Source organism: Emticicia sp. GW821-FHT11C11, from assembly GCF_058808615.1.
The window spans coordinates 499,655-525,451 of record NZ_JBXARV010000001.1 but is presented as its reverse complement, the minus strand read 5'-3'; the positions used below and the strand labels follow the sequence as shown (position 1 = coordinate 525,451).

Below are 25,797 nucleotides of genomic sequence, written 5' to 3'. Positions count from 1 at the left end.
CCCAAAGTTGCATTTCTTTCAAAACTACGTAGGTTTCCATACCATTCCAAATATTCAATATATCAATATTTCCACTTAATAAATTATTAATGACCGGCTCCGTTATTTATGCGAACCGTCAGATAATATTCTTCAAAATATTCTTGACTTGTATTGTTTTTTTCCATAAGTTAGTTCTAGGAAGTTCTTTGAAAAATGAAAGACAGTGAAACAGCTCGTAGCGAAATTTTCGCTATAGAGCCTGATTTCTGGCTTTAACCAATTTATCTATTTTTAACTTTAAATTTGTGAGTTATGAAGATTCATGTGCAAGCAGTTCATTTTGATGCTGACCCTAGCTTGGTTAGTTTCATTCAAAACAAGTTAAGTAAATTAGATACCTTTTATGACCGTGTTGTAAGCGGCGAAGTATTTTTAAAACTGGGTAAAGGAGAAAAAAGTAAAGTTCATAAAAAGTTTGTAGAAGTGAAATTGAATGTCCCCGGCCAAACCATTTATGTAGAAGAAAAGGGCGACACTTTTGAAGAGGCCACCGACATCATATTAGAAACCTTAAAATCGAAAATTAAAAAATTTAAAGATAAGAAAAACACCGTTGAACATAAAAAACCAGAACTGGATGTGGTAGCGGAAGAAGTAATTGAAGATGAATTTTAATTGAATACTTGATTAATATAGAAGAGGACAGGAACCTGTCCTCTTTTTTTATGCCCTGAAATATACAGCATATACAACAAGACCGGCAACACCTAAACAACAAGCCAATAATTTCTTAACAAATGACGCTCTGTCAAACCGATAAGCGTGAATCAAATTAAAAATACCTACAATAAAAATCAATGCAAACAATGCCATTTTGAAGGAATACCTCTCATGTGCATCGGTGCTCAATATATCAATCATTAACAACAAAATGACAAACGGAATAGCCACCAGTGGCGATTGGGTTATTTTATTTAGTCTTGTCATTTTTTTAAGTTTTAATTTTTGCAGACTTCACAAAAAACACGCGCTTTAATCAAACATCTACTTTGTTGACCGGAGTAAGACATTCTTCTATGAATATAGCATTCGTTTAATTCTTTCCCAAAAAATTCAGCAATCATTTACTATGCGGTACCAACAAATGCAAGTAATGCCCGCATTCAGTTAATAAATCAATTCATCTATTAATAATAAATTAAAACACTACAATTTCTTTTTGCGAACAGCATTAGTTCAAAATCATTTCATTATCTTGCATAAGTTTTTTGCTTATTACTATTATTTATGAGAAGAAAAAAAGAGATACCACGTATCTTGTGGTTTATCTTGCCCGCTGTTGTGGGCTTAATTCATTTTTTTAGAGACTCGTACAACAACTACTCAATTTATAAGGGGGTTTTTTATCATCTTATTCATCAGACAAACCTTTATGGTCTCTATCCGAATGAATATTTTGACAGCAACCACTACGGACCCTTTTTTGGACTGATTGTAGCTCCTTTTTCTATCTTACCTGACTATATCGGCTTAACACTCTGGACAGCTTTTCATGGTTTTGTCTTGTACAAAGCATTGACCACTCTACCCCTCAAAGATGGAAGCCTCTGGATCGTATTATTGATTTGCCTGGTAGATTTAAATACATCTTCGCACAATGTGCAGGTGAATCCCAGTATTGCAGCACTCATAATTTTATCATGGTATTTTGTAAAGGAAGAAAAAGACTTCTGGGCGGTGCTGTTTGTCATGATTGGTGCCTTTGTGAAACTATACGGCATTGTAGGGCTTGTTTTCTGGCTTTTCTCAAAGCATAAAATCAAATATATTTATTCTGCTTTCTTCTGGGCTGCTGTTTTATTTGCGCTTCCGATGCTCATCAGTTCACCGGCATTTGTTGCACAGTCGTACGTCGACTGGTATCATAGTCTGGTCGAAAAAAATCTCTCTAATCAGACAGGCAGTGAGGGTATTGGCAGCATGCAGGATGTTTCACTTATGGGTCTGTTCAGACGCGTAGGTGGGGTGAACGTATCAAATCTGGCTTTTATTATTCCGGGCTTATTGCTACAACTGGCACCGTTAGCACGTATAAAACTTTATAGTAATGTTATTTTCCAGCTTCGCTATCTGGCATCTATATTGATATTCGTTGTGATTTTCTCATCCTCTTCCGAATCATCAACCTACATCATTGCGGTTTCAGGCGTTGCTATCTGGTTTATGACACAAGAATACCCCATCAGTCGTCCGGTATGGGTATTACTTATCATTGTTGCAATATTTACTTCTTTAACAGCAACTGACATTTTCCCTTATCATATCCGGCAACTATTTATTATTTACTCAATAAAGGCATTTCCTTGTTGCCTGGTTTGGGTTGAGTGTATTTACCAATTACTAACCGACAAACATTACCCAATTGAAAGAAAATGGATATTTCAAGGCTGAAAATCTGCATTCTAACAGCTGCATACAACGAAGGCGAAAACATTCTCGTCTTTTATGATGCGGTCAAGAGCGTAATAGACACATTGCCTTATACGTTCGAGTTTTGCTTTGTAAACGATGGAAGTTCTGATAATACGCTGAGGATTATCAGAAACCTGGCACGGGAAGACCATTCCGTAAAATATCTGTCGTTTTCCCGAAATTTCGGTCAACAGGTGGCATTAAAAGCAGGAATCGATACTATCGATGCTGATGCCATTATTATGATGGACAGCGATTTGCAGCACCCGCCTTCATTGATACCTGTATTGATTGACACCTGGGAACAGTCACGGGTAAACGTAGTAAATACGATCAGAGAAGAAGACCGGGATCTGTCATGGTTTAAAAAGAAAACAAGCCAGGGGTTCTATAAGGTACTGAACAATATAAGCAACCTTTCTCTGCAACCGGGTCAGGCAGATTACCGATTGATAGACCGCCAGGTGGTGCAGACACTGAAAAACTCGAAAGAACAGGATGTTTTTCTGCGAGGCATGATACACTGGATAGGATATAAACAAATAAACATACCTTACAAACCACAGAAACGTTTTGCCGGAGAAAGCAAATATACACTGAGTAAAATGATAAAACTGGCATTGGCGGGTATAACGTCTTTTAGTGTAAAACCACTCCACAGTGCTATTTATCTGGGATTCATTATAGCTTTCGGTTCAATGTTGTATCTGCCTTATGTGCTTTATAGCTTCTTTAGCGGCAATGCAGTTGACGGATGGAGTTCTGTACTAATGACGATCGCTTTTTTTGGTGGGTTAAACCTGTTTATTTTAGGAATTATAGGGTTATATATAGGCAAAATACTGATTCAGAATAAAGAGCGGCCGCTATATATAATTCAGGAACATAATATTTATGAAAACAGCTATTCTCAGTTTTGATGTAGAGGAGTTCGACATGCCCTTTGAGTTTGGCGGGCAGTCAGGTCTGGAAGAACAGATTGCTACATCGAGCGCAGGTTTGCAGCGTGTCTTAACTATTCTGAACAGATATAAAGCGAGTGCTACCTTCTATTGTACAGGCGTATATGCCCTTGCTGAACCGGAAAGTATCAGAGGACTAAGCCAGGCACATGAGGTAGCTTCTCATAATTATTACCATTCAAGCCATAAAACCGAAGACCTGCTCAATTCTAAGCTGGTTTTAGAGAATATCATTCAGAAAGAAGTAAAGGGATTCCGCATGCCGCGCATGGCCCCTGTGTCAGACGCCGACCTGCTTTCAGCCGGTTATAATTACAATGCTTCTTATAACCCTACCTACCTGCCGGGTCGATACGATTACCGGCATATTCCCAGAACTATCTATCAGGATAACGGGCTAATACACGTACCGGCATCGGTTTCACCCAAATGGCGGCTGCCCTTATTCTGGATAGCCTTTCATAATTATCCATTATCTTACTTTTTATACCTATGTAAAAAAGTAGCAGAAGCAAATGGGTATGTGCATTTGTATTTCCATCCCTGGGAGTTTACCGATTATACCAATCTGCCTGATGGAGCAAAATATCCGTTCTATCTACGCAGAAATAACGGCCTGAAAATGCAGAAGAGATTTAATCAGCTGATGGCTTTTTTGCAGAAAGAAGGTTTTGCTTTCAAAACAACCTCATGGCTGGTAGAACAGCCTTATTTATTTCCGGACTCGGCATTAAAAAACGCATAGGTTATGGCCTATGCGTTTAATTTAAATATTTCTTTCAGTTCGTGAGCCTCTTCGGGTTTCATTCTGCCTGCCAATACGAGCCTTAGCTGTCGTCGGCGCAGTGCCCCTGCATATAATTCTTTCTCTTCGGCGGTTTCAGGTTCTACGGGCGGTACCTCTATCGGGCGACCCGTCTGGTCTACGGCCACAAAAGTCATAAAAGCCTTATTGGTATATATTCTTGTTCCTGCCGGAATATTCTCTGCCCATACGTCAATGCCAACTTCTAATGATGAGTTAAAGGCTCTTGTTACTTTGGCCTGCAAGGTAACCACCGAACCCAGCGGAATGGCCTCTTTAAAAGAAACATTATCAACCGAGGCTGTCACTACAATTCTGTTGCAATGTTTTTGTGCAGCAATGGCTCCTGCAATATCCATCATTCTCATTAAATTACCCCCCATCAGGTTCCCTAACGTATTGGTGTCGTTCGGAAAAACCATCTCGGTCATTACTGTAAGCGAGTCTTGTGCTTTACGTACTTTTTGCATAAACTGTTTTTTCAAAATATGGTTTGTTGATTATATTCCGGTTATGGTCAGATTATTTTCTTATCAAGACGAATGAACAATTCGTTTCCAGCACGCGGTGGAATGGAGTTGTAGCATCTCTCAAAAATAACAGGTTGAAAATGCGGCCTGAACAGGGTCAGGTATTCTTCTTTTGAACCACCAAATGGCGGGCCTCCCTCGAAAGGAAAATCAAAAATCACCCCCACAAGCTTACCTCCCGGCTTTAGCAGGGCATACATCTGCCCGGCATATGTTGTCCGCAAAGAGGGGTCTAAAGCAGACAGAAAGGTTTGCTCAATAATCAGGTCGTATTGATCCTGATGAGTGAAAAAATCCTGATGGATTACCCGGCAGCTGCCATTTTCGATGTAAAATTGTAAATTTCTCTGCAAACGTTCTACTAAAACCACCGAAATATCAATCAGCGTGATATTCGTAAAGCCCTGACCGAGCAGATATTCAGCCTCATAGGAGTTGCCGCAGCCAGGAATCAGAATGGCTGTAGACTTATCTGTCAGTTGGTCAAAATACGCTTTCAGCGGAGTAGAAACATAGCCGATATCCCAACCGGTTTGTCCATTCACATAGCGTTGGCTCCAGTATGCGTCATTCAGCATTTACTTTCAATTTTATTAGATTATGAACCTGATTCGTGACAGAGATGTTAGCCATTGAAACCAGCCGGTTCTGTTTAACGAAAACACAAATATACCAATAAAATGAAATCAGTTGCCGATTACCTGCGCCAAACCCTCGCACCGGTTTTACCTGCACTTCAGTCCATTTCAGACGAAGACGCCGGAATTAAACCGCAGCCAAACAAATGGTCGAAAAAAGAGATTCTAGGACATCTGATAGATTCTGCCAGCAATAATCAGCATAAATTTGTAAGAACAATGGCACAACCGCATCTGAACTTTGTAGGTTATGCACAGGATTTCTGGGTAGCACAGCAAGCATACAACAGCAAACCTTGGCAGGAGATTGTAACCTTCTGGTATACTTACAACCTGCATATTGCGCATATCATAGAATCAGTGAACCCGTCTTACTTACAGAATACCGTAAGTATTGAAGGTAGCGAGCCATTTACCTTGGCTTTTATTATGGAAGATTACGTAGAGCATCTCAAACATCACCTAAGGGTTATCCTGCCTGATGCCGGTTTGGCAAGTAAGTTTCAGAATGTTTATAATGCATAGAAAAGGCGGCTTTTCGCCGCCTTTCATCTGACTCATATCAATGATCGTAACTGGCTACTCTTGTGATTTTCCATACACCCTCTTTCTTTTGCCAGATATGCATAAACTTGAAAGTACCGCAATCGTCTCTTCCGTTTTCTTTATGACAAAAAGTATGTATGCCGGTCTGTATGGCTCCGTAACCATTTACAGGGTACACCTCCATGCTGCCCTCCACTAATTTTCTATTCAGACCATTGTTACTGGCAAATAGATTCCGGGTTGCCACTACATTCTGAGCATAATTGGAAAGCCCTCCCTTATCGTGATAAAATTCAAGGTCTTCGTCAAAAATAGTTTTTATGGTTTCAGCATCACGGGCATTAAAGGCATTGAATAATACGCTATCCATGTGAGCAATTTCATTATAAAGCGTCTTATCAACGCTTTCTTTTGAAGGCGCTTTCGTGCTAACCAGATAATCTAACTCCTGAGTCATTTTCCATTCACCTTTTTCCTTTTGCCATACTCTGGAGAACTTCGACTCCTCCATAAGTTTCCCTTCCATAAAGAAGCGTTGCACACCTGTTTGCATGGCTTTCGCTTCATTAACCATAATTACCTGCAAGCTGCCCGCTACAATCTTTCTTTTGAGCTTGATACCTTTGTCACAAAAATTCTTTTGAATGCCTGATTTGAATTCAGCCAGTGACTGGCTGGTAGTAGCAGCGTTAAGGCCGTTGTCATGGTAAAATACAAAATCCTTACTCAACAGGTTATCTATTTTGTCTAACGAACAGTCATATATGGCTTTGAATAAAAGACTGTCTTTTCGGGCTAATTCATTAAAAATAGCTTTAGAATGCAGGTTAATCTGTGCATTTGCTTTGGACAAAGGCAAAAGGGGCAGTAGCAGCCACATGGCCGCGATAATCATAAATTGCTTTTTCATATATTAAAATTTAATCTTTGTTTACTTTGTCGATAAGTGTGTGAATAATCAGGCTTAAACCGCCAAAAAGAAACACCATAGAGAAATACGCCACATTTTTATCGAGGTCAAATCTCTGATAGAGCAGGTTACCTATTAAAATGCCCAGGGCAATGCCTACAAACAGCATTCCGAATTTGAGGGTCTGCGAGCGGGCAATACTTCTTGAATGAAACATTTTGGTATCCAATCCACGCTCAATTATCATCATCCGTTCCCGGTTGCGGGTCATAAAAAAAACGTAAACAATTCCGAAGATTCCTGCAAAAGCAGCCACCGACACAATCATGTCTCTTAGTATTTCGTCCATTTTTTTGTTATTTTTAGATGATTATACCCATAAGACCACGGCCCTCATCATTCGGTTACAGATTTATGCAAAAATAAATGCCTACAAAAAAAGATTATCTTTGATGTAACCGGTATTGCACGAATGTTGTCTTACTATAAAACAAAAGAATAGCCTTTCAGCGTAATGCATACAGAAGAACAAGCCTATATTGAAAGAGTAAAAAAGGGAGATTCGGCTTCTTATGCATTTCTTGTGAATAAATCTAAGAACATGGCGTTTACGGTAGCTTTGAAAATCTTACCCAGAACAGAAGATGCGGAAGACGTACTACAGGAAAGTTTTTTAAAGGCCTATCAACAGATACATACATTTGAAAACAAATCGAAGTTTTCGACCTGGTTTTATACCATCGTATACCGCACCGCACTTTCTAAACTTCCCAGAAACAAAACAGCGTTTTTTAGTATTGATCCCGAGGCGCATGAAAGCTACGCCGTTGATTTTGCTGACACTCCGGCCATAGCACTTGAAACAAAAGATACACAGCAGTATGTAAAAGCGGCCATACAAAGGCTACCTCAAATTGAGGCGTTACTGATAACCCTCTATTACATGAATGAAAATACACTGAAAGAAATTGAGGAGATAACCGGATTAACCATGAGCAACATCAAGATTAAGTTATTCAGGGCCAGAAAGAAACTGGAACAGGAGTTACATTTTTTGATATAAATATTCAGCAAAATGAAACCACATAAAGACGACAAGCTAAAGAGATTGATTCAGCAGATTGAATCAGACCAGCCAACGGCCGGTTTTACAGAAAATTTGATGAAACAGATTGAAACGCAGGATTCGCTTGTGATTAACACTGCTTTGCAAACGTTGTTGAACCAAAATACAATAGAAAGCCCATCAGTTGATTTTACTGAAAGGGTAATGAGTGGCATTACGCGTCTTGACCGAAAAATAGTTTATGAACCTATTATCAGCAAAAAGGCCTGGTATAGCATTGGTATTGCGGCCACTTTTATTTTGACACTAGCCAGTGTTTTCGGAAAGTCTTCACAAACAACAGGCAGGCCTTCGACCAACGATTTAACACACTTCACCGGACAGGTCATTGCACAAATAAACTCGCTTCCGGTTGTATTTCTGGCCAGTTTGTTTGCTACTGTACTGTTATTGTTACTCGATTATTTTGCCGGCTTTGGAAAAAAATATCAGCTTTAAAGACATTGAATAAAAATACCCGGCATGAAAATACCACGCCGGGTAAAAGAATAATCAGTCTTCCAGTACACCCATTAAACCTAATTCATAATCTTCTATAGCCTGTTTCAACTCGGCCGGATAATTCATCACAAAAGGCCCGTAAGTAGAGAGTGGTTCCTGAATAGGCTCACCGGCCAGAAACAATAACTTACCTTTACTAATTGCTTCAAAGTCGATTCCTTCGCCTTCGTGGTCAAAAGTGACCATATTCAATTTTTCAATGGTGGTTTCATTGGCTTTTATCTCTCCGTCAAGCACATAAATCAGTGCATTGTAAGCAGCAGGTATTTCAAAGAAAGTTTTAGCACCCGCTTCAAAATTGACCATCATGGCTAGTATGGGCGAAAAAGTAGAGGCCGCCCCGGTCTTGCCTTTGTAATTACCGGCTACCAACTGCATCTCTATCCCTTCTTCTTTCAACAGTGGCATGGTGTCTTTGGTCAGATGCTGGTATTTAGGCGCTGTCATCTTATGTGCACGTGGCAGATTCACCCACAGTTGTACCAATTCAAAGTTACCTCCCTCCTGCATAAACTCTGCCGAAGGTCCTTCTGAGTGAATGATTCCCTTGCCCGAAGTCATCCATTGTACATCTCCGGCATTGAGGAATCCCTCATTTCCGAGTGAGTCTTTATGATGAATTTTGCCCTGAAACAAAAAGGTAACCGGTTCAAAACCTCTGTGCGGATGCGGACTCAAACGCGGTTTACTTTTATCAGGGCTATGGTAAGTCGGCCCCGCATGGTGCAATAATATAAAAGGACTCACCTGCCGGACATCCCTGGTTGGTAAAGGTTGTTTTACAAGCATGGGTCCTACCGGAACTTCATGCCCAAAACTGATATGTTGAACATTACGCGCTTTCATTGTTGTAACATTTAGGTAGTTTACGCTTACAGCTAAGCACGTGGCTCCACAGACTTAGGCGGTACTATCTTGTTTACCAACCAAAGATATTCATTGGTAAATAACTCTATAGCCTTAAAGAAAGTCGGGTCAATCAGATTAGCGTCTGCGTCAAATTTCTTGTCTACAGCCGGAACAATCAGCATATGCGGTGAAACAATGCCAAATAAAGCCGCCACGAGATTAATCATTTGCTGGCTGGCTCGCATACCGCCCATTGCTCCGGGAGATGCCGTTACGATACCGAACGGTTTGTGTAACTGCTTCGGAAAATGATCTAACAGATTTTTCATTGCAGGCGAATACCCCCCATTGTATTCGGGTGTTACCAGAATAAACGCATCAGCCGAAAACATACGCTCTCCCAGTTCTTTCCATTCTTCCGGAACAGCATCGATGGATGTCCACACCTTTTGAACAAACGGGAGTTCATACTCTTTCATATCAATAATACTCACCGAGGCATCTGTTATTTCGCTTAGATACTTCTGTAGATATTGCGCCACGCGCACCGTAACACTTTCTTTTCTTGGGCTTCCTGAAATGATTTCTATTTTCATTTTTCTTTGGTTTATGAATGGAGATTATCAGAATGACATCGGAACATCAATCAGAAGAATCTCTGCGTTTGTTTTCGCTTTTATACTTAACTCTTTGGTTTCACTCACACCCAGTGCGTCTCTGCGCCCCAGGGCTTGTCCGTTTATTTCGGCCTCGCCCTCAATCACAAAGGCATATACACCGTTATTATCAAGCTTGATTGTATAATCAGCCTGTTTGTTTTCCTCAAGGTTGATTAACGAAAACCACGCATCCTGATTGATACCCATTCCCCCATCATTAGCTTCCAAAGGAGAAACCAGTGTCTGAAATTTGTTCTTTCTATCTTTCGCAGGAAACGCTCTCTGATCATATCGGGGTTCAACATCTCTCAACTTCGGAAATACCCAGATTTGTAATAGCGTGAGGGCTTTATCAATATTCTTGTTTCTCTCTGAATGATAAATTCCTGTGCCGGCCGACATCACCTGCACCTCTCCCTTACTGATACTACCTACATTGCCCATGCTATCGGCATGCTCCAGATCCCCTGAAAGCGGAATGGTTACAATCTCCATGTTGTCGTGCGGATGCATGCCAAAGCCACGACCACCAATAATTTTGTCATCGTTCAATACTCGCAAGGCTCCAAAATGCACTTTTGAAGGCTCGTGGAATCCTGCAAAGCTGAAAGAATGGTAGGCGTCTAACCATCCATGATTGGCATGGCCTCTTTCTTCTGCTTTATAATATATCGTTTTCATGTTTTAATACTATTACATTTAATGTATATACATATATAAACAAGAAAAAGTTCAAATGTATAAATACGATTAAATGCCCGGGGTAATCACCCTTTGATAGCCCGGTTCAGAAATACAATAAATGGATGGATGGCCTCAAAGCCTTTAAGAATAGCCGGAACAAAATCACTTTTGAGAGCTTCGGACGCCTCGAAAGTGTCTGAAACCGTAAAACTTTTCAGCTTTAAAAACTCTATGGCAGGGTTAGATTCATCATATCCTTTCGGGGGGCGGATAGTGGCCGCTTCTCTGTCAAGTCCCGCCGGGAAGTACTTTTTGAATTCAGGGGCATCGGTAATGCTCTTTAATTCTTCAAAATTATAGTCAATTTCATCTCTTATTTTCTTCAGGTCATTGTTTTCGGGCATCCATACTCCACCTGCAAAAAAACACTCGTTGGCATCAATGTGCACATAATAACCAGCACCCGCAGCTTTTTTGCCACCGGCTGTAAACCACGCTCCAAAATTAGTTTTATAGGGAGACTTATCTTTCGAAAAACGCACATCACGATTAATTCTGAAAATACAATCTTTTGCTTTCAGGCCGGACTCCTCAATACTTCTGTCAAATTTACCTATGCCCTTTATGAGTTGTTCTACCAAATCAATAAAGTTTTCTCTGGCCGTTTCATACGTTTTACGGTTGGCATCAAACCAGGGTTTATTATTATTCGCTTTTAATTCTTCTAAAAACTGAATAGTCTGTGCTTGGATCATGTCTGATTAGTATTGATTATAGCTATAGAATCATTATACGCAGCGCAAAAGTTCCCGTCTATTTCACTTCATTTATCAGTAGGTTTCCCTGTTCAAAATCGTCAACATTGCGGAGTGTAACCATTGCAATCTGGGTTAGGGCTTCTTCCGTCAAAAATCCCTGATGCGAGGTAATAAGCACATTCGGGAATATCATCAGGCGGGCTAGTGTGTCATCCTGAAGAATCTGTTCCGATAAATCGTTAAAAAATATGTTTTCTTCCTGTTCATATACATCAATACCCAGGTATCCGACTGTCTTGCTCTTCAAGGCTTCTACCACAGCCTGAGTATCAATCAGGCCTCCTCTACTGGTATTAATCAGCATCATACCCTTTTTCATTTTAGCTAACGACTGCTCGTTAATCAGATGACGGGTAGTATCCATCAAAGGGCAATGCAACGACAGTATGTCGGCCTCAACCAGTAGTTTTTCAAAATCCAGATACTCCACTCCGGCTTTTACCAATTCCTTATCTGTATACTTATCATAAGCCAGTACCCTGCAACCTAAACCCAGCATAATGCGGGCAAACACCCCTCCTATTTTTCCGGTGCCTACCACGCCCACGGTTTTATGATACAAATCAAAACCGGTCAGTTTTTCTAAAGAAAAGTTGCCCTCACGAACCCTGTTATAGGCCTTATGCGTTTTCCGGTTCAGGGTCATAATCAAGGCCAGTGCATGTTCTGCAACCGCATAAGGCGAATAGGCAGGCACTCGCACAACCTTTATACCCGCCTTGTTGGCAGCAGATAAATCTACATTATTAAAGCCTGCACATCTCAGTGCTATTAACTGTATGCCTAGTTTTTGAAGTGTACCTATAACCCGGGCATTCAGTTGGTCGTTGACAAATACACAAACCGCACCGGCCCCTTCTGCCAGGCGCACCGATTGCTCGTTTAGGGCTGCATCAAAGAAATCAATCTGATGGGTGCCGTTGTATCGTTCAAAGTACTCTTTATCGTAAGGCTTGGTACTGAAAAATGCTATTTTCATTCTGCTGATTTTTGTCTGCGGCCTCCTAACTGATATGCCAACGACAGATGGTGGGAAAATCCCAGCATTGAGTGGCTGCTGGCTGCATAATCAAAAATAAATTGTTTTGATTGAAATCCAATACCCAAATGCAGATTACTTATCCGGGATGTAATACCTGAACGAAGATAGAAATTTTTAATAATCTGATACTCCAGTCCAAATTTGTATACAATTGGCAGAAGTATATCTTTTTCTGCTTCGCTCACCAGCAACAATTGTTTACCCGGCTGATAGGAAAGCCCTAAACGAAGAACAGTAGGAACACGTTGTGAAAGAAACAATTTCGCTCCGGTAAGATTATACGCATGGAAGCCCATATTGACAGTAGAACTCAGCCTGGCCATTACACCAAACTGTGTTAAAAGCGTTTGCTTTACGGCAAAGTTTTCAATTGCTGCTTGCAGATACGATACTTTTACTCCTAACGAAACCCTGTTTGTACTTTTGGCCAATGTCAACCCTAATTTCTGTTCATTATAAAGTTTATCGCCAAACCGCTCTGCATCAAGACCTACGTTGGCTAGTCTGGTAGAAAAATTGCCTCCCAAAGAGAAAGTCTGTAGCCCGGCTATACTGTAGCGACTGTGGTATGACGTGCTGATAAAGTGGTCGGTCAGAAAACCTACGCCTGCCGGATTATTGAAAATGGATTGCTTGTCAACAACAGCTACAGTAGCATTGCCTATACCCCAGCTCCTTGCTCCAATCGGGAAAGGGTCACCGGATGCACAGCAATCGAAAGTTCTCCAGAAAGTGAAGATACAAATGAGAATCAGGTTTTCTTTCAGGAAAAGTAAAACCCCGTACTTCTCTTCATTTTTAGCCAAAGCATTTAAATTTTGAAGCAAAATACGGGGTTACGAAGACAATTCAAAACGTTAGTTAAATCTACGTTTAACAATGTCTATAAATTCTTCGGCCTCGGCACTTTTGATATCCCACAGATAACGCGGCACATACTTTTTCAGAATCAGTTCTTTGGCTTCGCCGAAATCTTTACATAGTTCAATTTCATCAAGTGCATTTGAAAACATCTGAATATTACCGCCAAAAAGATGATTGGTAAATAAAAACCGCTGATTGAGCGAAATAGCAGCATTAATACCGTCAATACTGTTATTCTGATGATGGTCTAAGATAGTCCTGTTAGCTCTGGCCTGGTCATTAAGGCTTCTGTTTTCTGTAGCCAGCTTCTCATTTAATCTTATCTCATCCAGGTCTTTTGCTGCTGTTTTCTCGTACGAATCATTCATTCTTGAGATAACGGCTCCCAGTTTTTGCTCAAATATCTGTGTGGATGGCGTCTCTGCCATTATATTTCTGGTCGGTTCCGGTTTAGGTGGCGCAACATAAGCTACTGCTTCCTGCTGTGCAGGCACTGCTACAGCAACCTCAACCTTTTGTTCTGCAACAGGCTTACTCAGTTCAGAATCAAAAAATGACGCTGATACAGTACTCTCCCGCATTTCCTGACCGGCCTCTGTTTTAGACAAAAACAGATCGTCCGGAACCTGAACTTTTTCTGCAAACAATGAGAGGTATTTGTCCGGATTTTCTGCCGTGATCGGCATTTCATCAATCCAGCTCATTGCCTGATTGGCAAATACAAATTCCTTTCCGTTCAGTTTCTCAATCAGGTTGGGTAAAACTTCTTTATTTATCTGAATATACCTTGCCAAAGGTGCTGCATTTTCCTGAGTAAATCTGAAATCGGGCAGGTCTCTCATCAATTCTTTATAGAAAGTCTGCGGTTCCAGAATAAGAACCAGTGTTTCTGCTACCGAATCGATCAACAATGGTTCAAAATGCTCTCGTTTCACAGAAATAAACTGCGAAACTGTATTCATAAAATTCTTGAGCGCTTGCTGTACTTCCTGAACACCGAAATCAAAATACGGGCTGCGCAATCGCTGGGTATCCCCCTGCCATTTTTCATATAAAGCCCTTATTGTAAGTAGATTTACCTGCTGAATACTGCACAACGAAAGAATTTGCTTGCCAGAAATTGAATTGTTCTGGGAAAAGAAATCATCACACACACGGGCGGCATAAGCCTTACTGTATCGTTCGACAGCGGACAAATTCAATTTGTTCGACATTCTGAAATTTGTTTGTTTTGTAATAAAATAGCTAATGTTGTCACAGAAAGCTGATGTTAGCGTGCCATGCGGGAAATTCATTATCTGCATACTGGCAGTAAAATCACTGCAACTTTTTTGCCAGTTTTACTTAGAACGAAAAATTTAATAAAATAATGTTTATTGAACCAAAAAGAGGCAAAGGACAAGGCCAGAAAGCAGGGTGGGTAGAGGTAATTTGCGGCTCTATGTTTTCGGGTAAAACGGAAGAGTTAATCCGCCGGCTAAACCGTGCCAAAATTGCCAAGCAAAAGGTAGAAATTTTCAAGCCGGCTATTGATATCCGCTATCATGACTCTGACATTGTATCACACAATCAGACAACAATCCGCTCTACACCGGTCAATACTTCAGAAGAAATTCTGTTAATGACCAGCGATTGCGAGGTAGTTGGCCTCGATGAAGCACAATTTTTTGATGTAAGCATTGTAGATATAGTAAACAAACTGGCCGAACAAGGCAAACGAGTAATTGTGGCAGGGTTAGATATGGATTCGAAAGGTGTCCCGTTCGGCCCTATGCCTAGCCTGATGGCCATTGCAGAATACGTAACCAAAGTACATGCTATTTGCGTGGTATGCGGCGATATAGCTCACTATTCTTATCGTAAAGTACCTGATGCCCAACAAGTGCTATTGGGAGAATCTGATAGCTACGAAGCCCGCTGCCGCCGTTGTTATCATTTAAATCCTTAGATAGTAATTAAAAAAAGATTTTCGTAGTTTTGCACTTCCCTTGCGAGTATCGCCTGTTCCCGTAGTTCAATGGATAGAATGTCAGATTCCGGTTCTGATGATGGGGGTTCGAATCCCTTCGGGAACACATACTGTAGCCGTTTCTTTTTTAGAAGCGGCTATTTTTTTACTCTATCATCAATCTTCGTATCGTTACCAGATGAGAAAACAATACCATGGGTATTATGCAGCACGGTAACCACACAAACGGGAAATGCAACTCAGCTACACTTTTTTGCATCTATTGATAAAAATAACTGTACACATAGGCCGCAACTGCATCGGTAGTATTTGCTAACAAGAATACAATGCGTACGTTATCAATACTTTTAAGGCCTATATACCCACCCATATGATTGATCTACAGGCATTTACCGGTATCTCTTTATCTGAAATGGAGTCTGTAAAACTCCTTAACCGGATAGATAGTAAGTATATCTTTCATAGAAACACTCTGGCCGATATTTTAAAAGAAATAGAACCCTATTATTATATACTCGAAATCAATAATAAACGGCAACACTGCTACGAGTCTCTCTATTTTGATACAGCCGACTACCAACTCTACTATCAACATCACAACGGAAAACCAAACCGGCTGAAAGTGCGATACAGACGGTATTCAGACACAGGTCTGGTATTCTTTGAAGTAAAAAAGAAAACGCACAATAGTCGCACTATTAAATTCAGGGAAGAACGTAGCAATCTTAATAATAAATTGCAAAATACTGATTATCAACTCTTTAATAATTTACTGTTTGAATCTGAGTACTTACACGATCAACTCTGGATTTACTTTGACCGCATCACATTGGTCAGAAAAGATTTTGCAGAGCGCCTCACCCTTGACCTGAACCTTGTTTTTCAGAAAGCGGAATATAAAAGAGCCTACCAGAATCTGGTAGTAGCTGAAATAAAGTACGACAAAAGTTCAATTGCCAGCCCTGTTGTGCAAAGTTTCAGAAAGAGACATATCAGTACCTCAGGTTTCAGTAAATATTCTGTCGGAATCGCTACCCTCGAAAATGTCAGAAGCAATTCCTTTAAACCGGTATTATTAAAACTAAACAAGATATTAAGTATTGACCTTTAACGTATAAGTCAGTAGAAACATAATTGAAGTTAACAATTACTCACTCATTCACTATTTATGGAAGAATTCGACGGCACCTCCCGAACCATTAATCAATTTTTGGGCAATAGCGTAGTTTTTGAATTCGGCATCCGGTTTCTACTCAATATGCTGGTCATTCTTATACTGGTCCGGGGTATTTATTACAATCGTTACAAAAACAAAGACTTTGTTTTTACCTTCTTCTTGTTTAACATAGTCAATTTCCTGATATGTTTTTTATTAAGCACCACTAAACTGAAAATGGGTTTTGCATTCGGGTTATTTGCTATTTTCTCTATTATCCGCTATCGTACGGTTACAGTGCCTGTACGCGAAATGGGCTATTTTTTTATTTGTGTAGCTATAGGCATTATCAATGCCCTCACTCCGTTGAGTTTCAGTAATTATGAGTTAATCATGGCCGATATTCTGCTGATAGGCATTATTTTCGGTTTGGAACATGGCCTGAATATAAAGCATGAGAATTTCAGAGAAATACGCTATGAAAAAATAGAGTTGGTTGTACCCGAACGACACCAGGAAATGATTGACGATTTAAGAAAACGAATTGGCCTGCCGATTCACAGAGTTGAAATTCTGAATGTAGATTTTTTGCGCGATGTAGCCCGGGTGCATGCTTTTTATTATTCTAATGAAAACGAAAATAAAAGTGCTGCTTACGGAGGAAACAATAATGACGATTAGAATACTTTAGATTTCATCGGTTTCATAAAATCTCCAGATAACCTCTGCACATTCTTCAATGGTCATGGCAGTTGTATCTATTTCAATTTCATGATTGACTGGCACATCGTAAGGGGCTGATATCCCGGTGAAGTTATCAATCTGTTTATTGAGTGCTTTCTGATACAAGCCCTTAGGGTCACGCGCAATACAAGTAGCCAGAGGAGTATTTACGTATACTTCCACAAATCTGCCACATAATGCCCTTACACTTTGCCGGATATCATCGTATGGCGAAATCATAGAGACTATAACCGGATGCCCTTGCTGCTCAAATAAGGAGGCCAACCTCCCTATCCGCAGGTTATGGACTTTCCGTGACGCTTCATCAAAGCCTGTTTGTTCTATAGCTGATCTTATTTCATCTCCATCCAGCAAAACCGGAAATATATTTCTGTTTTGGAATACCTCAACCAGTTTTTCAGCTATAGTAGTTTTACCTGCTCCACTCAGGCCTGTTAACCATATCACTGCTGCTTTTTTAGACACCATACTTTAATAGATTGGATACTTTTAACTTCTCTACTTACAACTTCGGGTACTATAACCGAACCTGACCACTGAGATGCATCTCTTATCTTGCATCCTGATTAATCTGCAAATTAATACAGTTTTACGAATGATGCGAATCCGATCTTTGTATTTCAAAAAACCCGGTATTCTGAGTCCAGAAATACCGGGTAAACGCTAAAAATTACATAACTCTTGAAGCGTAATCAATCTTCAGGCATTATCTGGAGTTTAGCCACACCTAATAATACTTTTGTACCATTGATCCCCATCACAATCGGGAAACCGTAAGGATTAGCAATCACAAACTTTTTGATCGGGTAAAATTTCCAGAATGCCAGCAGATAACTAACCATATCCAGAATAGCCTGGGTTTTATGCCGCCAGTTGGTTTTGTCTGACTTATAGGCCAGAATAATACTGGTTATGCCCATTCCTAAACCCAATACTGGTGATACAAAGCCCGAAAACACCAATGTAAGCTTCTTTTTTGCAGCGGGGTTCTGTTTAAGCAGGTAATAAAAGGTTACACCAAGCGCAATGGCATGAATAGCCACCAAACCAAATATGAGCCATTGTACAGGTTTATTTTTCACCTTGGTAGTTGGTTCAAAATATTCATCGTAATAGTAAGCTGCATTCATGCCCAACTTAACGGCAGTGCAACCATAGACGATGTACTCCGGAATCTTTAAACTCTCCAGAAATTCAAGTTCATCTGTAACCTGCGTTGCTTCGTCAATAAATTCTTTTGGAGTCATAAACAGTTCTATAACACTACTGACAATTCCGGCACTGCTTCCTATATAGTTTTTAAGTACTTTGAAATCGCTCATGAGATTAATAATTTTAAAGTGAAAAATCAAAATTAAAAGCTGTTTTACCTGATTCTATAAATTGCTGTGAGTTCAGCTTTTTAAACGGAGCCTCGCCTACGCCAAGCTTATAAGCGGCAGTTGTCGGAATGGCAATCAACAGGCAAACCAAGTCAATAATACTGAGGTCATCGTCTGAAACAGATTTGTATAAGGCTGAAAAAAATGGAATTTCTATTGCTAGCTCCAAAGTTGCCTTGATAGCTCTAATAGCCGCCCTAAGTGCACCGAACAAGAGTTTAACCATGTCTTTAGCAAGCTCCAGGCCAATGTTAGCTAGTGATAAAGCAATGTATTTGAGCAAGTCCAGAATCGGTAATTCTCCCATGAAGAACGCATAAAACTTTTCAGCTACTCCGCTTAATGATTCAACCAGTAAATCCTTATATTTAATAAGATAATCCGCTATTCCATCAAAAGCCTCCACAATTGCATCTTTAATCTGCCCGGGTACTGATTCCAGCCCCTCTGACTTACCTTTATTAAGATAGCTTTTTTTTGACCCCACCCAGTTAGTTCGGCTATCGTTAGCTGAATTTGAACTCGATTTTCTGGGATCTTCCAGGTTGTCAAGACCCAAATCATGCCGGATATCCTTTTGTATGGTTTCAATATAGGATACAACCACAGCCTGAAACTTAGCTATGCCCGATTCAAAGCCATCGATAAGATTGAGCGTATACCCTTTTATTGCTTTCTTCGTAGCAATGATGTCGTCCCAATTAAATAGAAACGCCAGGTATTCGAATAAGTCTTTGAAAAATGCCTTTACAGAATTAAAGACCTTTTCTACAAAGGCTACTACTTTTTTCGCCGTGTCTACAATAAAATCAATGACCCGGCCAGCAATTTCAATAACAACCTTATAGACTTTTCCGGCAGTTTCCACCACAAATCTGGTAACTGTTTCGAAGCCTCTTTCTACTGCATGATACAAGTCGCCGATGGCATTACCCAACCAGCTGGAAGTAGCAGACAAAGATGCAGCCGTACCAATGCTACTCAAGGCAGCAACAGGCTGATTGCCGGAGAGTCTCTCATTGGCATCGCCCATTTGAGATATCGCCTTTGCTACATTTGCTATTTCTTTTTCAGAAAGCCCACTTGCAATCAGCGGATTACCTGTTTGAGTTTTGGCATTCTTTAGAGCCTCGGGCGACGAAAGTTGTGCCTTTATTTTTTTCATGATACCTGACGCCGGACTTATCTCAATCGGATCATCCAGAAAATTACCCGAAAGAATGATTTTTCCGGCCTGTAGTGTTTTTACCGGATACACCAAATTTAACAACTGATTCTCAGCCAACTCAAGAACTACAGGCTGTTCATCAATCAGGAAGTATCGTTTGTTATTGATATAAATGGAAATGTTTTCGTCCGACTTGATTTCTATTGTTCTATCAAATAGAGCCGATATTTTTTCAGCAGTGAAGCTCAGCTCTATAGTGTAAGATTCTATCTGGCGGGTGAAATTCATGTTATCGATATTCAGAAACTGCTCATGCCACTGCGTGCTGACCTTGTCCTGCCAGAAATGAATCAGACCTTCCTTAGCGCTGTCTTTGGTTTGCCCCAGCAAATACAACTGGTTAATCAGGTTCCTGCCTTTCACACTCTCAAATTCTTCGGTATTCGTTTGCATCTGCAGGGGTTTGGTCCATCCTTTTCCAACGGTTGAGTCCTCAGAGCTACTGTCATAAATGCGGTTATTTATATAAAATAATCCGCTTTTAGCACCCGATTTACCTATAACCCAGATAGCCACATCTTTTTTGAATTGTGAGGCGTCTATTTTATGGAATTGTAACTCAAGGCTTGGTGCCACAATTTCCTCCTTCTCGCTTTGAGGGCTCTGAAACCGATAAATACCTTTACCTGAAGTATAAACAACACTATTACCTTTGGCATCAGGCAGAAGATCAAAACTCTCGATATGTGCCCCGGTGTCAAACCTGTATTGCGATGTCTCACCAAATCTGTCTGCTTCCAAAGCCCTGAACAACAGCGTTTTGTTATTCTGAACATAGTACAACAGGAATACCCCAAATTTATTATTAGCTTTCCCTAAGCTGATTTGCTGCACTGTGGTAGCGTTTTCAGGTAAAGAATAAGGGCTTGGCTCACTGGTATACTTAAAATAATAGAAATTGGCATCCGTTTTAGTATAGTTTGTACTGAAAAGAACCCCCTGGTCGTCCATTGTTATGTGGTCAATGATACGTTCCTTGCGTTCTATATTTTTCTGCAGCCATTGGTAATTCGGTTTCCATTCTTCATTGTCAATTGTATCAATTCTGATGTTCTCAGAAACCAGGAGTTCAGAGATGCCGTTCTTACGCCGGGCATAGCTCAACCTGAAATGTCCTTTATCCTGATTCTCATTAATGCCAAAAGCTGTTACTTCATACGTATCAGAAGAAATGCCATACATACGCCAACCTGAACCCGAAGTTTGAGAGTGCACCAACACCTGAAGCACCGCTTTTTTATCTATAAAAAACAAAAAGGCCTCGTCTTCATTGGTTTTAACGCAACGTAGCCCTTTGCCAAAATCAATAATGCTTTCGGCAACATAATTCTGCATCAATTCGCAATGATAATTTACATTGATGCCTGATTTTTGTGGTAAACTTTCTTTATGTTCCATTGAATTTGTTCTTAAAAAATAGTAAAACAGAAGGTCATTTAAACAGTAGCATCAGCTTTTGGGAGCATAGGCAATATCGAAAATAACGGCATCGTCATCATCTTTTGCTTCAGTAAGCAGGCGAACCGTTTTGAAAGTATAGGTATTGCTACCCGGAAGCACCACACGGCTGCTGAATGATGTCATAGTACCCAGATCAAGGTAAGAGAATTTATCGTTGTCAAGGTCAAGATGAATAGAGTCATCTTTGAAAATTTTGATAATCAATGCCCCCAACAAACCAAGCGGATTTATAAAATCTATAATGGTATCAAAGAATTTGTCCCATCCGTCTTTATATAAGGGTTTTTCATAGTCAGTACCAATCTCCGGTTTGTCATACTTAGAAATCAGGTCTAATTTGCCATCGGCTCCGGCCGTCAATACAATTGAAAGTTTGCCTTTCTTTCCTTTTTTACCATTGATAGGAAATTCGCCTTGTGTAGAAAATGGCATGTCTAACCCCAGGGTAGTTCCAGAGTCTATAAAACCAAGATACTTATTCGGTTTTTCTACGTGCTGATTACCATTGATGACAATGTCCCAGCTGATTCTTATACCCTGAGCCTCCTGTTCTCTACGCGGAATGCCCTGAACCGACATTGCCTCCAGTTTTAAATCAAACCAAAGCCAACCATTTACACAACGGATACCCTGATTTGATATGAGAGATATAGTATACCCCTGCAGGGCTTTCATCATGCTGGCTTTCAATTGTTCAAGTATTGCTGGCTTAAGTGTTTCATTGATATATTTTTCAACAAAAGTTTTATAATCAATTGCAAAAACGCCATTAACCGTGTTTGTTTTATCTACAGTGCTTTCAATTAAACTTTTGGGCATTAATCCTCTATTCTGCTCTTTTGGCAGGGCATGGTTATCTACCTGCATCAAAAAGTTGAATGATTGAGACCGTAACTCAGAACTCGCGGTCGTAGAGTAAGCAATGGCAGTAGGTTTAAACAGTGAGTCGCCTATAGGGTTTTTAGGAACGATCCTGTAGCCCAGAATAAAAGGGTTCTCCTGTTTCTTTAAATTGATAAAGTAATTATTCATGATAACCTGAAACCAGGTAGTATTCAGATTTGCCGGAAAAGAACTTTTACGTTCATCATAAGCGCTGATATTAGAATTCTGGAAATCCATAAACAACGCTTCTATCTTAAATACGTCATCTGTAATACCTTCGGTTACCAACATCTTACGGTCTTCTTCGCTTAGCTCCATTTCATGGGTTTTAATAACTCTATTACCAATAGAAACTAAAAAGGCATATGTACAGGCTGAAAATTTGTTCTCTACTATTTTTTCAGCTTTAAGACTCGAATCATATTCTCTTAAATACAATGTACCTGCACCAATAGTAATAATAAAGATGAGGCGGTTACTTTCAGTAGCTATTACCTCAATATCATAAGATTTTATTTTGGCCTCCAGCGCACAATCGTATTTTTTGAACTCTTCCTGTGCTTCTTCCGACTCTTCAAGTGTTTCGAGGGTATCTCTCAGTTCATTCAATTTGTCTTTGTCAGGCTTTGCCTTGGCTTTTTCGGCCTTAACCTCAGCCTTAATTTTCTGAATCTCCGCAGCAATTTCAGTGTCAAAAGCATTTTTCCAGTTTTTTAAATTTGTTTCAAACGACTGGGCATCATTCAGAATTTTATCTCCATTTTTATCTGTCAGGAAACCCCATGTGGAAGGAATTTTTTCAACCGACATCAACTCGTCAAATTGAGATCCAATCTTGTTTACTGACAGGGCCAGAGCCATATCAAATAATCCGATGTTTTTCTTCATAGTTTACAAAAGTGTTTGAGTTGTTTGTTTGCAAAAGAATTGATTTAAAAGGACAAGCCCGACCCACAATGCTATGGGTCATTAGCTAAGATTTTTTCATGAAAAATGTAGTGATAGGTCACTAGCAAAAGGTATCAGCTGGCTATTCAATTTAAGAAAAGCCACTAATCAGGATTTGCGTCTGTATAGTTAACATCTAAATACAAGCCATATTTAAATGCTGTTTAACCATACAAATGGTATGCACTTCGATTGAACCATATTCATCATCCGGCCGGGAAACAACAATTTTCATAAGAGCAGATAAATGGCGTTGTAATCGTAAAACGGGTTGAATGTGCCTTTACTGTTCCATGAATCGTTCGGAGTATCTTTCAGTCAGCAAAACATAAAATCAAAAGCATGAAAATTTCAGAAGAACCTTCTTTAGTCAGCGCTGTTGGCTTTAAAACCTTATGGAGAGCGTGAGCGTGTAGCAAAAACAAAATGATATTCTCTCGTACTTCACAGCAGTTTTAAACCTGTGCAATGTAGGAATATTTCAATAAAATACAAGTCCGAATTATAAGAAATTTATCTGTAGCCTTAAATTAAATCCGCTGCGATTTTGTTATGGTGATAATCAATTATTCTCCGGCACGTGTGTACCAGAAGATATTTCAGCGTTTCAATTTTATATTACTATTACAGAATAAAAGCATAAACAGATAATGCTATGCCCGGATCACCTAAATTAGAAGTATGGCTTCGTGGATCACTGCTTACAATCCCCGTCTTGTTACAACCGATTGCCCATGCGCTACTACAGGCACAGGAGGAAGTGCATGACCTGATGACTGATTTTTCCGAAGATTTATTATGGCAACGCCCGTTTGGTGTGGCGTCTCCGGCTTTTCACTTACAACATCTAACCGGAGTTCTGGATCGCCTGTTTACGTATGCGCGGGGAGAATCTCTCACTGCCACACAGCTAAGCGCTTTATCGGTAGAAGGGATAGCAGATGAAAGCATTTCTGTTAATGACCTGCTGGCAGCCTTCGACAATCAGATTAAAAAATCACTGGATGCACTGGAACAAACAGAAGAGAAAACACTGACTGATGCCAGAGAAGTGGGCAGAGCCAAACTTCCGTCAACAGTCGTCGGATTATTGACTCATGCCGCTGAACATACCACAAGGCACCTTGGCCAATTGCTTGTTACTGTAAAGGTGCTGCGCAATCAGCAGAAATCAGGCAGCTAGGTACCAATTAATAAAAGAGAGCCATCAGATTTTTCCGATGGCTCTCTTTTTGTGCTTCATGAGTTATAAGACACTCTTCACCTTTCTTTTAAAAACAGCTTTAATTACAAAATAGAGAATCAAAGCTGATAAAACCCCTGTTAGGAAATCGGTAACAGGTACCATGACTGCTGTATAAATCATCATGGCAAATTCAAACTTACCCAGGTGTCTTACTTCTTTTATTTCGGCAGGTTTTATCATGTTACTCGCCACCCAGATTAAGATACCGCCAATGCAGGCCATTGGTATCAGCTCCAGATACTGCGCCAGATAAAACGCCATTACCAGTTTCAATATGGCCTTGAAATAGCCTGCCAGAGGAGTGGTTGCCCCTGCCTTGATGCTGGTGGCGGTTCTTGCCAAAGCACCGGTGCAAGGGAAACCCTGAATCAACGGTGTGAATATCTGCACAAGTCCCTGCCCGAAAAACTCCTTATCCGGATTGAACGGAGTTTTCTGGTTGTTAGCCAGTTTATCCGCCATTGAAGAGCAAAGAATACTTTCAACGCCCGATACGAATACAATAGCTCCGACGAAATATAAAATATCAATCAATATTGCTGCATCGAAACCCGGTAATGTAGGTGCCGTAAAAACAAAGAAATTGTTGGGGATAGAGCCATAGATATCTTTTACCAATATAATGCCCTTATCAGACAATACTGTTGCCGAAAGCAGGGTTGCAGTGCCCATGGCAATAATTGGCCCCGGTATAAAAACAGAAACACGCAACAAGCCTTTGGCAAGCGCGAAAGTCAGCAACCCAAGAAAAATAGACCAGAGGTTAATTTTATCAACATTCTGAAATGCACTTTGCAGATTATGCCACAGTCCACCCTTGATCTGTTCGTCTTGCCCTAATAAATCGGAGAACGACTCAATGCCCAGCACGTCTTCCAGGTTAGTAAGTGCAATAGCCACAGCTATACCAACCGTAAAACCCACAATAATAGAATTAGGAACCAGCTTGGCAAACCGGCCAAAACCAAAAGTGCCCATAATAATCAGGATAATACCTGCTATAATTGACACCAGCACCAGAAAACCATGAGCGGCTTCAAAAGTACCTCCGCCGGCAGGGCCGTATTTGGTAAATAGAGCCGCAATAACCGGGATAAACGCAGCCGTCGGGCCATAAACCTGATACTTCGAGCCGCCGAAAGTACGACCGATAACACAGGCCAGTGCGCCTGCAATAATACCGTTTTCGGGTCTCATGCCCATGGCCATAGCAAAACCCATGGCCATCGGTATGGCTGTCATGGCAACTATGAGACCGGCACTAAAATCTTTATAGGCAATCTTAGCCCAGTTGTTTTTGTTGATGTCTTCCCACCTTGAATCGAAAAAGGTAAAGAAAAGCTTTATTCTACCCGCCGGAGTGGTGGGGAAAGAGTTCTTGTTCATCATG

General features: G+C 40.3%; 28 protein-coding genes and 1 tRNA gene. 12 read left to right on the top strand and 17 right to left on the bottom strand.

What is annotated here, in order from left to right; translation table 11 throughout:
• Positions 1 to 294 precede the first annotated feature (294 nt).
• Positions 295 to 657, top strand: coding sequence for an HPF/RaiA family ribosome-associated protein (locus AC1RRY_RS02160; protein WP_492818430.1), 363 nt, complete (start codon positions 295 to 297; stop codon positions 655 to 657).
• A 48-nt stretch (positions 658 to 705) separates the two neighbouring features.
• Here AC1RRY_RS02160 and AC1RRY_RS02155 read toward each other — a convergent pair whose 3' ends face one another.
• Complete coding sequence (locus AC1RRY_RS02155) at positions 706 to 969, bottom strand: hypothetical protein (protein ID WP_492818432.1); 264 nt, start codon at positions 967 to 969, stop codon at positions 706 to 708.
• A 300-nt stretch (positions 970 to 1,269) separates the two neighbouring features.
• On the opposite strand from AC1RRY_RS02155, the gene AC1RRY_RS02150 reads away from it, so the two are divergent.
• From AC1RRY_RS02150 to AC1RRY_RS02140, 3 genes are read left to right on the top strand one after another with little or no spacing between them, the layout of a single operon-like run.
• Positions 1,270 to 2,433 carry a glycosyltransferase family 87 protein gene (locus tag AC1RRY_RS02150; RefSeq protein WP_492818434.1) on the top strand — a complete coding sequence of 388 codons (1,164 nt, stop codon included), beginning with the start codon at positions 1,270 to 1,272 and terminating at the stop codon, positions 2,431 to 2,433.
• The gene (locus tag AC1RRY_RS02145; protein WP_492818436.1) at positions 2,415 to 3,374 is read left to right on the top strand and encodes a glycosyltransferase family 2 protein; all 960 of its coding nucleotides are present in this window, start codon (positions 2,415 to 2,417) and stop codon (positions 3,372 to 3,374) included. Before AC1RRY_RS02150 ends, AC1RRY_RS02145 begins: the two co-directional genes overlap by 19 nt.
• Positions 3,349 to 4,161: a polysaccharide deacetylase family protein gene (locus tag AC1RRY_RS02140; RefSeq protein WP_492818438.1), complete on the top strand. Its 813-nt coding sequence runs from the start codon at positions 3,349 to 3,351 to the stop codon at positions 4,159 to 4,161. Before AC1RRY_RS02145 ends, AC1RRY_RS02140 begins: the two co-directional genes overlap by 26 nt.
• Positions 4,162 to 4,169: 8 nt before the next feature.
• Here the strand turns inward: AC1RRY_RS02140 and AC1RRY_RS02135 are convergent, their stop codons facing one another.
• Both AC1RRY_RS02135 and AC1RRY_RS02130 read right to left on the bottom strand, forming a co-directional pair.
• Positions 4,170 to 4,691: an acyl-CoA thioesterase gene (locus AC1RRY_RS02135; RefSeq protein ID WP_492818440.1), complete on the bottom strand. Its 522-nt coding sequence runs from the start codon at positions 4,689 to 4,691 to the stop codon at positions 4,170 to 4,172.
• Between the two features lie 47 nt (positions 4,692 to 4,738).
• Positions 4,739 to 5,329 (bottom strand): methyltransferase, encoded by a 591-nt coding sequence (locus tag AC1RRY_RS02130; protein WP_492818442.1) that lies wholly within the window; start codon positions 5,327 to 5,329, stop codon positions 4,739 to 4,741.
• 102 nt (positions 5,330 to 5,431) lie between these two features.
• Here AC1RRY_RS02130 and AC1RRY_RS02125 point away from each other — a divergent pair, with 102 nt between their 5' ends.
• The gene (locus AC1RRY_RS02125; RefSeq protein WP_492818444.1) at positions 5,432 to 5,914 is read left to right on the top strand and encodes a DinB family protein; all 483 of its coding nucleotides are present in this window, start codon (positions 5,432 to 5,434) and stop codon (positions 5,912 to 5,914) included.
• 37 nt (positions 5,915 to 5,951) lie between these two features.
• Here AC1RRY_RS02125 and AC1RRY_RS02120 read toward each other — a convergent pair whose 3' ends face one another.
• Together AC1RRY_RS02120 and AC1RRY_RS02115 are read right to left on the bottom strand one after the other, a co-directional pair.
• Complete coding sequence (locus tag AC1RRY_RS02120) at positions 5,952 to 6,845, bottom strand: nuclear transport factor 2 family protein (protein ID WP_492818446.1); 894 nt, start codon at positions 6,843 to 6,845, stop codon at positions 5,952 to 5,954.
• Between the two features lie 10 nt (positions 6,846 to 6,855).
• Positions 6,856 to 7,194: a DUF6249 domain-containing protein gene (locus AC1RRY_RS02115; RefSeq protein WP_492818448.1), complete on the bottom strand. Its 339-nt coding sequence runs from the start codon at positions 7,192 to 7,194 to the stop codon at positions 6,856 to 6,858.
• A 165-nt stretch (positions 7,195 to 7,359) separates the two neighbouring features.
• On the opposite strand from AC1RRY_RS02115, the gene AC1RRY_RS02110 reads away from it, so the two are divergent.
• Together AC1RRY_RS02110 and AC1RRY_RS02105 are read left to right on the top strand one after the other, a co-directional pair.
• Positions 7,360 to 7,908, top strand: a complete 549-nt coding sequence (locus tag AC1RRY_RS02110; protein ID WP_492818450.1) for an RNA polymerase sigma factor — start codon at positions 7,360 to 7,362, stop codon at positions 7,906 to 7,908.
• Between the two features lie 12 nt (positions 7,909 to 7,920).
• Positions 7,921 to 8,409 carry a hypothetical protein gene (locus AC1RRY_RS02105; RefSeq protein WP_492818452.1) on the top strand — a complete coding sequence of 163 codons (489 nt, stop codon included), beginning with the start codon at positions 7,921 to 7,923 and terminating at the stop codon, positions 8,407 to 8,409.
• A gap of 54 nt (positions 8,410 to 8,463) precedes the next feature.
• On the opposite strand, the gene AC1RRY_RS02100 is transcribed toward AC1RRY_RS02105, so the two are convergent.
• The 7 genes from AC1RRY_RS02100 to AC1RRY_RS02070 form a co-directional block, all read right to left on the bottom strand.
• Positions 8,464 to 9,318, bottom strand: coding sequence for a pirin family protein (locus AC1RRY_RS02100; protein ID WP_492818454.1), 855 nt, complete (start codon positions 9,316 to 9,318; stop codon positions 8,464 to 8,466).
• Between the two features lie 32 nt (positions 9,319 to 9,350).
• Entirely contained in the window at positions 9,351 to 9,917 is a 567-nt protein-coding gene (locus AC1RRY_RS02095) for an NADPH-dependent FMN reductase (protein ID WP_492818456.1), read from the bottom strand.
• Between the two features lie 27 nt (positions 9,918 to 9,944).
• Positions 9,945 to 10,661, bottom strand: a complete 717-nt coding sequence (locus tag AC1RRY_RS02090) for a pirin family protein (RefSeq protein ID WP_492818458.1) — start codon at positions 10,659 to 10,661, stop codon at positions 9,945 to 9,947.
• Between the two features lie 86 nt (positions 10,662 to 10,747).
• Positions 10,748 to 11,419, bottom strand: coding sequence for a DUF2461 domain-containing protein (locus tag AC1RRY_RS02085; protein ID WP_492818460.1), 672 nt, complete (start codon positions 11,417 to 11,419; stop codon positions 10,748 to 10,750).
• A gap of 58 nt (positions 11,420 to 11,477) precedes the next feature.
• Positions 11,478 to 12,461, bottom strand: a complete 984-nt coding sequence (locus AC1RRY_RS02080) for a 2-hydroxyacid dehydrogenase (RefSeq protein ID WP_492818462.1) — start codon at positions 12,459 to 12,461, stop codon at positions 11,478 to 11,480.
• Positions 12,458 to 13,351 (bottom strand): PorV/PorQ family protein, encoded by an 894-nt coding sequence (locus tag AC1RRY_RS02075; RefSeq protein WP_492818464.1) that lies wholly within the window; start codon positions 13,349 to 13,351, stop codon positions 12,458 to 12,460. Before AC1RRY_RS02075 ends, AC1RRY_RS02080 begins: the two co-directional genes overlap by 4 nt.
• 30 nt (positions 13,352 to 13,381) lie before the next feature.
• Positions 13,382 to 14,602 (bottom strand): DUF8457 domain-containing protein, encoded by a 1,221-nt coding sequence (locus AC1RRY_RS02070; protein ID WP_492818466.1) that lies wholly within the window; start codon positions 14,600 to 14,602, stop codon positions 13,382 to 13,384.
• A 155-nt stretch (positions 14,603 to 14,757) separates the two neighbouring features.
• On the opposite strand from AC1RRY_RS02070, the gene AC1RRY_RS02065 reads away from it, so the two are divergent.
• The 4 genes from AC1RRY_RS02065 to AC1RRY_RS02050 all read left to right on the top strand — a co-directional run bounded on the left by AC1RRY_RS02065 (position 14,758) and on the right by AC1RRY_RS02050 (position 17,194).
• Entirely contained in the window at positions 14,758 to 15,336 is a 579-nt protein-coding gene (locus tag AC1RRY_RS02065) for a thymidine kinase (RefSeq protein WP_492818468.1), read from the top strand.
• A 55-nt stretch (positions 15,337 to 15,391) separates the two neighbouring features.
• Positions 15,392 to 15,463 (top strand) — tRNA-Arg (locus tag AC1RRY_RS02060).
• A 264-nt stretch (positions 15,464 to 15,727) separates the two neighbouring features.
• Entirely contained in the window at positions 15,728 to 16,468 is a 741-nt protein-coding gene (locus tag AC1RRY_RS02055) for a polyphosphate polymerase domain-containing protein (protein WP_492818470.1), read from the top strand.
• A 57-nt stretch (positions 16,469 to 16,525) separates the two neighbouring features.
• Positions 16,526 to 17,194 (top strand): DUF4956 domain-containing protein, encoded by a 669-nt coding sequence (locus AC1RRY_RS02050; protein ID WP_492818472.1) that lies wholly within the window; start codon positions 16,526 to 16,528, stop codon positions 17,192 to 17,194.
• Positions 17,195 to 17,200: 6 nt separating this feature from the next.
• Here the strand turns inward: AC1RRY_RS02050 and cysC are convergent, their stop codons facing one another.
• The 4 genes from cysC to AC1RRY_RS02030 form a co-directional block, all read right to left on the bottom strand.
• Positions 17,201 to 17,725, bottom strand: a complete 525-nt coding sequence (gene cysC, locus AC1RRY_RS02045; protein WP_492818474.1) for an adenylyl-sulfate kinase — start codon at positions 17,723 to 17,725, stop codon at positions 17,201 to 17,203.
• A gap of 224 nt (positions 17,726 to 17,949) precedes the next feature.
• Complete coding sequence (locus tag AC1RRY_RS02040) at positions 17,950 to 18,579, bottom strand: hypothetical protein (RefSeq protein ID WP_492818476.1); 630 nt, start codon at positions 18,577 to 18,579, stop codon at positions 17,950 to 17,952.
• A gap of 13 nt (positions 18,580 to 18,592) precedes the next feature.
• Positions 18,593 to 21,265, bottom strand: a complete 2,673-nt coding sequence (locus AC1RRY_RS02035) for a hypothetical protein (RefSeq protein WP_492818478.1) — start codon at positions 21,263 to 21,265, stop codon at positions 18,593 to 18,595.
• A gap of 51 nt (positions 21,266 to 21,316) precedes the next feature.
• Complete coding sequence (locus AC1RRY_RS02030; RefSeq protein ID WP_492818480.1) at positions 21,317 to 23,101, bottom strand: hypothetical protein; 1,785 nt, start codon at positions 23,099 to 23,101, stop codon at positions 21,317 to 21,319.
• Between the two features lie 715 nt (positions 23,102 to 23,816).
• Between AC1RRY_RS02030 and AC1RRY_RS02025 the strand changes: the two genes are divergently transcribed.
• Complete coding sequence (locus AC1RRY_RS02025; RefSeq protein ID WP_492818482.1) at positions 23,817 to 24,344, top strand: DinB family protein; 528 nt, start codon at positions 23,817 to 23,819, stop codon at positions 24,342 to 24,344.
• 63 nt (positions 24,345 to 24,407) lie between these two features.
• On the opposite strand, the gene AC1RRY_RS02020 is transcribed toward AC1RRY_RS02025, so the two are convergent.
• On the bottom strand, positions 24,408 to 25,796 hold the full coding sequence (locus tag AC1RRY_RS02020) for a SulP family inorganic anion transporter (RefSeq protein ID WP_492818484.1): 1,389 nt from the start codon (positions 25,794 to 25,796) through the stop codon (positions 24,408 to 24,410).
• Position 25,797 lies beyond the last annotated feature (1 nt).